The organism is Halomonas sp. SIMBA_159, assembly GCF_046536035.1.
In the GTDB taxonomy this organism is placed as follows: Bacteria; Pseudomonadota; Gammaproteobacteria; order Pseudomonadales; family Halomonadaceae; genus Vreelandella; species Vreelandella venusta_A.
The window spans coordinates 47,439-54,747 of the sequence record NZ_JAWJBT010000026.1 but is presented as its reverse complement, the minus strand read 5'-3'; the positions used below and the strand labels follow the sequence as shown (position 1 = coordinate 54,747).

At 52.5% G+C, this 7,309-nt stretch carries 6 protein-coding genes; 1 reads left to right on the top strand and 5 read right to left on the bottom strand.

The genetic code is table 11. The annotated features are described in order from the left end of the window. Positions 1–280, top strand: a 280-nt coding sequence (locus tag R0J87_RS16105; protein WP_498887416.1) for a hypothetical protein, incomplete at its 5' end; no start/stop codon positions are given. Here the strand turns inward: R0J87_RS16105 and R0J87_RS16100 are convergent. The 5 genes from R0J87_RS16100 to R0J87_RS16080 are packed head-to-tail and all read right to left on the bottom strand — an operon-like array spanning position 266 to position 7,095. Next, positions 266–1,258 carry an adenosine deaminase gene (locus tag R0J87_RS16100; protein ID WP_498887415.1) on the bottom strand — a complete coding sequence of 331 codons (993 nt, stop codon included), beginning with the start codon at positions 1,256–1,258 and terminating at the stop codon, positions 266–268. The two genes, R0J87_RS16105 and R0J87_RS16100, sit on opposite strands and share 15 nt — an antisense overlap. A 24-nt stretch (positions 1,259–1,282) precedes the next feature. After that, positions 1,283–2,995, bottom strand: coding sequence for a thiol reductant ABC exporter subunit CydC (cydC, locus tag R0J87_RS16095; protein ID WP_498887413.1), 1,713 nt, complete (start codon positions 2,993–2,995; stop codon positions 1,283–1,285). Continuing rightward, complete coding sequence (gene cydD, locus R0J87_RS16090; protein ID WP_498887411.1) at positions 2,992–4,671, bottom strand: thiol reductant ABC exporter subunit CydD; 1,680 nt, start codon at positions 4,669–4,671, stop codon at positions 2,992–2,994. Before cydD ends, cydC begins: the two co-directional genes overlap by 4 nt. A 4-nt stretch (positions 4,672–4,675) precedes the next feature. Next, positions 4,676–5,677, bottom strand: coding sequence for a cytochrome d ubiquinol oxidase subunit II (cydB, locus tag R0J87_RS16085; RefSeq protein ID WP_404466155.1), 1,002 nt, complete (start codon positions 5,675–5,677; stop codon positions 4,676–4,678). 2 nt (positions 5,678–5,679) lie between these two features. Beyond that, positions 5,680–7,095, bottom strand: a complete 1,416-nt coding sequence (locus R0J87_RS16080; RefSeq protein ID WP_498887409.1) for a cytochrome ubiquinol oxidase subunit I — start codon at positions 7,093–7,095, stop codon at positions 5,680–5,682. Positions 7,096–7,309: the final 214 nt, after the last annotated feature.

The window sequence follows — 7,309 nt, the reverse complement described above, 5'->3', positions numbered from 1 at the left end:
GGCTCAAGGTTCAAACGAATTCGAAAGATGTGAACATCTTTCTTGTGCGCCTGCCTTGATATTTGGTGATTTATCACTCTCATCGGCAAGCGCCCACATGAATTACCTGATCAAATTGTTAAAGAGCTTTTCGAAGGGCGTTGCCGTTCGATGTGGAGCGTATTTTACGCATTTAAATCAGCGCGTCAACACCTTTTTTCTAATCAATGCATTGCTCGTAAAAACCTCAATAAAAAGCCGCCGACAGACTGTCGGCGGCGTTATTTTAAGAGGCAGCTAGGCGCTTGAGAAGCTCTTGACGCCTACCCTCACTCACAAAGGCCTCTTCAATAGCATTACGGTTCAACATGCGGAAGGTATCTGCATCCCAATCAAAAGCTTGGGCGCAAGCCACATGATTCTCCAACAACCCACCGCCAAAGTAAGCGGGATCGTCTGAACTAATCGTTACTTTTAGCCCTTCAGACAGCAGCTGCGGCAACGGATGATCGCGCAACTGATCAACCACTTTTAAGCTGACATTGGAAAGTGGACATACGGTAAGCACGGTTTGTTGATCACGCAGCCGCTTCACAACGTCAGCACTTTCTAGACAGCGCACTCCATGATCAATCCGTTGAACATCGAGAAGATCCAACGCTTCTGCGATGTACTCTGCCGGCCCCTCTTCACCGGCATGGGCCACACGCACCAGCCCAAGCTCTTTAGCACGCGCAAAGAGTTGCTGAAATTTGGCAGGCGGGTTACCTAGCTCCGCACTGTCCAGGCCAATCGCATCTAAAAACTTCCAATACGGTGCTGCTTGCTCAAGAACATGCAGGGCTTCCTCAGCAGGACGGTCGCGCAGAAACGCCATAATCATGCCAACCGTTAAATCCAGCGAAGACTCGGCCTCTTCTTTAGCTCTCAGCAGGCCTGCCATAACAACTTCCAATGGAATGCCGCGCTGTAAATGCGCCTGGGGGTCAAAGTGCATATCAATGTGCAGCACACCCTCTCCACGGGCGCGATTGAAGTAATCCATAGCAAGGTCGTAGAAGTCCTGCTCTGTGCGCAGCACATTCATGCCTTGATAGTAAAGATTTAAGAACCCTTGAAGATCTTCAAAATCATAAGCAGCTTTGGCCTCCTCAACAGTCTCATAAGGGAGAGCGATACCATTACGAGCGGCAAGCGCAAACATCAGCTCAGGTTCCAACGAGCCTTCAATATGCAAGTGGAGCTCGACTTTTGGAAGATGGCGTAAAAACTCGTTCATGCGGTGCTCCTGCTTGCGTTTCAATTAGCTGTCAGCAGTAGTATCTGTAATTAATCGCCCCTCATCAAGGCGCCACTGATAGTCCACATTGGGCAGCAGAGAAACGTCATCTATCTGATGAAGAAGGAAAATAGCCGTTCGCCCAGCCAACCACTGATCAAGGGACATCGCCAAATGCCTAGCGGTCTCAGCATCCACGCCCGCAAAAGGCTCATCCAAGAGCACAACCTTAGGGTCACGCAGCATCAATCTTGCCAAAGCAACCCTTCTGGCCTGCCCCCCTGAGAGTTGCTGACCTTTCTCACCCACATGGGTAGACAGCTGCTTGGGCTGCTGCTGCACCCAGTGCGACAACGCCACGCTGGATAACGCCTGCCATAGCTCTTCCTCTGTTGCACAGGGCTTAGCGATGCGTAGATTCTCCTCAAGCGTTCCATCAAACAGATCCGTTTGCTGGGTGAGGAGTGCAAAGTGATCAGCACGACTTTCCGGTGACACATGCCAAGGAGAAATACCCGCCACGCGTATGGTTCCCTGTGTCGGTGCAACCCTTCCTATCACTAAACCCGCCAGAGTCGACTTACCTGACCCAGACACTCCGGTGATAACAGCGCGCGCTTGTGAAGGCAACGTCGCCTGAAGATTAAACAGCACAGGGGCAACATCTTCAGGATAGGTGTAGGACACTTGATCGAATTGGAGGGAGTGCCCTTCCGTATTTTCCGGTAGCTCGACAACGTCAAAAACAGGGCGGTTGACCTTCAGCGCATTTAAACGCTGAGCCGCCCCATAGCTTGAGCCAAGCTTTAAAAAAGCCGCCGGAAGCAGCGCCAATACTTCGTTAATACCCAGCACGGTAATCACCGCCATTACTAAAATAGGCCCCACCACCTGCTCAGCAGATAAAGCCATACTTCCTATCCATAGCGTGGCAATCAATAAACAGCCGGTCACCCCAGATAAGAGAGCGTTACCCATGGCGGACTTCATTGCTAAGCGCCGCTGGTTGTTGAAGGCGAGCGTCTCATGTTGCTCAACTTTTTGGCGATGCCAACCTTGGGTTTGATAGCTGCGTAATTCAGCAGAGGCTTGAATCTGATCAAGCACCAATCGTCGCAACTCTTCTTGATCGCTCACTTGCTGATAGCTATTAGCAAACCCCAGCCAGCCATAGCCGAAGGTAACCACGGCCCAGAGAAGCGTGAGCACAACCGCCACAACGGCCCCAACTACGGGTAGCCAAATAGCAATAAAAGCGGATACCCCAAGAATCGTTAACAGCGCAGCAACGGGAGGAATGAGTAGCCGCAAATAGAGATTATCTAAGTTATCGATATCTGAGGTGAGCCGGCTGAGCCATTCACTGGCACGACGTCGTTTGAGAGAGGCATCATCTAAGCGGGTTAAGTCGCCAAACACGCGGTACCGCAAATCTGCTAAAAGCGTCAACACCGTATTGTGGTTGTACAAGCGCTCCACATACCGTGCGACGGTTCTTAGCAACGCAAAGAACCGAATGCCCCCACCGGGCACATACACATCTAGAGAGGCAGGCAAACCTGCTGCCAGTGCCACTCCCGCAAGGGCACATGAAACAATGAACCAACCGGAGAGGCCTAACAGTGACAAACCTGCCAGCAACGTCACCCACACCAGCAAGGTACCTATTAAAAACTGCTGACGACGACGCAGCAGCAGCTTGAGCCAGGGGGCAAGGTCACGATAAAACTGCTTCATATCGCCACCTCAACAAGCTGGCCTGAGCGACACTCGAAATGACGATTAGCAGCGGCTACAACGGCCGGATGATGCGTGGCCATCACCAGCGTGCGCCCTTCTTTTGCCCACTCTAGTAGCGCCTGTATAACAACGCTTTCTGTTGCGGCATCAAGACTCGCCGTCGGCTCATCCAAAATAACAAGCTGGGCTTTGCTTAGATAGACACGGGCTAGCGCCAGACGCTGCACCTGCCCGCCAGAAAGCCCGACACCACGCTCGCCAATCGTCGTTTCAAGCCCTTGGGGCAAGCTAGATAACAATTCAGTAAGACCAGCACGCTGCAGCGCCCACGTGAGCGTATCAACGTCCGCTTCAGGGGCGGCAATGTGAAGGTTATCGGCGAGCGTTCCTTGAAGGATGCAGGGAGTTTGATCCAACCAGGCAATGGGCGCTGCCCCATCAACGCGACATTCGCCATGGCTCGGCGCCATAAAACCTGCCAACAGTGCCAAGAGTGACGACTTCCCACTGCCTGATTCACCCGTAATCGCCACCACGTCCCCCGCATTAATCGACACATTAACATCGCTTAATACGGCTGCACGCTCAGCGTAGTTAATTGCCACCTGGTCTAATTCAATCAGAGCCTGAGCTGACCTGGGTAACGCAGGCTCGGACGCAACGACACTGGTCTCATTCAGGATAGCGACCACACTCTCTGCCGCCCCTAACGCTGCAGCACGATCATGATAATGCTGAGAAAGCGTTCTTAACGGCTGAAAGAATTCAGGCGCCAGCAGCAGCACCGCCAACCCGCTGAACAGCGTTAATTCTGGCGATGGGCCATAGTCGATATAGCCAAGCAGACCAAAACCAACGTACATGGCGACAACGGCGATAGCCACAGAAGCAAAAAACTCTAAGACGGCCGATGACAAAAAGGCTAAACGCAGCGTCCGCATACTTAATCTGCGGTAATGATCTGTTGCATACCACACATCCTGCTGAGCAGTTTTGGTATGCCCAAACAGTTGCAGTGTTGTCATGCCACGCACGCGGTCAATGAAGTGAGCAGAAAGGCGAGATACCGCCATAAACTGATCCCGATTAAGGCGTTCAGCCCCCATGCCCACTAGCGCCATAAACAGCGGAATCAACGGAGCAGCTAGCAGCAAAAAAATCGCGGCTAAATAATCAAACCAACCCACGATGCAAAGAATCAGCAGCGGCAAAGCCACCACGATTCTCAACTGGGGGTAAAAACGTGCGAAGTAGCCATCTAACGCTTCAATATGCTCCACAGACTGGGTGGCCAGCGCACCGCTCTGTTGGCGTGTCAGCCACACTGGGCCAAGCGTTGCCATTTTATCGAGCAGTGCCTGTCTAGCGTACTGACGAATGCGCAGGCTTGCTTGAGCGCTGCAAGACTCCTGCAGCGCTTGGAAGAGAGAGCGCATTAGCACAACGGCTACTAGGCCAATAAAGACGGGAACAAGTGACGAGGGAGAGCGGCCTGCCATCACTAGCTGATCAATTAACCACGCGAGACCCACCACCAACAGCACGGTGTGCCCGCCTGATAACACTCCCCAAACCGCCGCCCACATCAGCCTGCGTTGCTCACGCTTAGCGAGCTGGGCAAGCCAATGGCGCGGCGTCATGGTCACCATCGTCTCGGGAGGATGGTCAGACATATCGTTAGTGGTACCCCTCGCCTACCCGCACTTTGCCGCGGAATACCCAGTACGTCCAAGCGGTATAGGCAAGAATGATAGGGATAACAAACAGCATACCAATCAACAGGAATAGCTGTGACTCAGGTGCTGACGCTGCGTCCCACAAGGTGTAATCCGGCGGAACAATCACCGGCCACTTGCTGACGATTAACCCTAGGTAAGTGAATACATAGATGCCGATGGTCGCGATAAACGGGATCCCTTCATCACGGCGCTTAACCGAGCGATATACCATAAACGCTGACAAAAGAGCCAATGCAGGGAAAATCCAAATAAGCTGCAAATGACCAAACCAGCGCTCCCACACTAGTGGATTAACGAAGGGGGTCCAGATACTAATAATCGCAAAGACACCCAGCACGAGCGCCAGCAGCATCGGCGTAATTTTATACGCCCAGTCTTGGATGTGCCCCTCTGACTTGAGAATCAGCCAGGTCGCACCCAGCAGTGCATAACCTGCCATTAAGCCAAGGCCAGTCAGCACCGAGAACGGCGTTAGCCAGTCAAACGCACCGCCTACGAAGGCAAAGTTTTCAACTCGAAAGCCTTGGATATAAGCACCGACCACAGCGCCCTGCGCAAAGGCCGCCACACCAGACCCCCAGCTAAACGCACGGTTCCACCACCGGCGATTACGGCGAGATTTGAAGCGAAACTCAAACGCGACACCCCGAAAAATCAAACCGGCCAGCATCAAGAAAACGCCGATGTAGAGCGCTGGTAAAAACACGGAGTACACCAGCGGGAAAGCCCCCAGCAAACCAGCGCCACCCAATACCAGCCACGTTTCATTCCCGTCCCATACGGGCGCCACCGAGTTCATCATGACGTCGCGGGCATCTTCGTCTGGGGCAAAGGGGAACAGGATCCCCAAGCCCAGATCGAAACCATCCATCAAGACATACATCATGATGCCAAAGCCAATGATGCCCGCCCAAATTAGCGTTAAATCAAACATTTCCATGTTTAGCTCCTCACCGGGTCAACATCATCGTCAAAAGGCGTTTGTGCAGCAGAAAACGGACGCATGGGGCGCTTGAAGTTCTCGCTCGTTGTTTCCCGCTCCTCTACAGGCAGCATGCCATTACGCACCACCCGCGTGAGGTAGTAAATACCGGCATAAAACACAACGGCGTATACCGCGACATAACCAATTAGAGTGAATAGCGCCATGCCGCCGGTCAGTGACGGCGTGAGCCCTTCAGCGTGGGTCATCATGCCGTAGACAAGCCACGGCGCACGGCCAGATTCTGTGACGATCCACCCAGCCAATACGGCCGCAAATGGCATCGGGATCATACACACCAGCGCTTTAAGATAGAGGTTGTGCTCGTACACCTTGCCTTTACGGCGCATCAACAGGCCAATAAACGCAGTGGCAATCATCAACAAACCAATACCCACCATCACACGAAACGCCCAGAACACAATCATCACAGGAGGCTGCTCTTCTGGAGCAACTTCGTTGAGGCCAGGGATTACGCCATCGGGCGAGTGGGTCAGAATCATACTGGCAAGGTTAGGAATACCAATTTCAAAATGGTTGGTCTGGGCTTCCTGGTCAGGAATTGCAAAGAGCAATAGCGGTACGTTGCCAGACGTTTCCCAATGCCCCTCCATGGCCGCCACCTTTGCAGGCTGGTGCTCCAGCGTATTCAGGCCATGAAAATCGCCTACTACCGCTTGGGCTGGCGCCAGGAATAACAGCAGCCATAAACACATAGACAGTGCACGACGGTTTGCTTCAGGGTCTCGACCGCGAAGTAAGAACCAAGCACTGACGCCCGCAACCACAAAACCACCGGTCAAGAACGACGCCATAGCCATGTGTGCAAAACGGTAAGGGAAGGAAGGATTAAAAATAGCTTCAGACCAAGACAGCACATGGAAGCGATTATCGATTAACTCGACACCGGCAGGTGTATGCATCCAGCTGTTGGCCGATAAAATCCAGAACGAGGAGATAAAGGTACCCACAGCGACCATAATCGCCGCAAACAAATGCACTCCTTGCGGGACTTTACCGCGCCCAAAGAGCAGCACGCCAAGAAAAGCTGCTTCCAGGAAAAACGCTGTCACGACCTCATAGCTCAATACAGGCCCAAGGAAGTTAGAGGCCGCTTGTGAGAAGTTGCTCCAGTTGGTCCCAAACTGGAAGGACATCACGATACCCGAGACCACCCCCATGCCGAAGACAACGGCAAATACCTTGGTCCAAAACAGGGAGAGTCGATCCCAAGCGGGGTTATTGGTCTTGAAATACAAGCCATGCAGCAGCGCGATGTAAGACGCGAGGCCGATGGTGAACACGGGGAAGATCGCATGAAACGATACAACGAAAGCAAATTGCATTCGCGATAGTACAAGGGGGTCGAGTTCCATAGCACTCTCCTAAGACCTGGATTAGTATCCCATCAATGGGTGTCACAAGCTTAGTTGAGCCTTAATGGCGCTGCATTTTAGTTATAAGCACTAAGCTTATTCTTTACATGTTTTGTAGTTTAACGCTTCGACTACCGTTATACAGCGATAGTTTGCCTGAAAAGCTGTGTCGCATTGACGCACACTTATCAGGCAAACCCGCCATAGTAGAAAA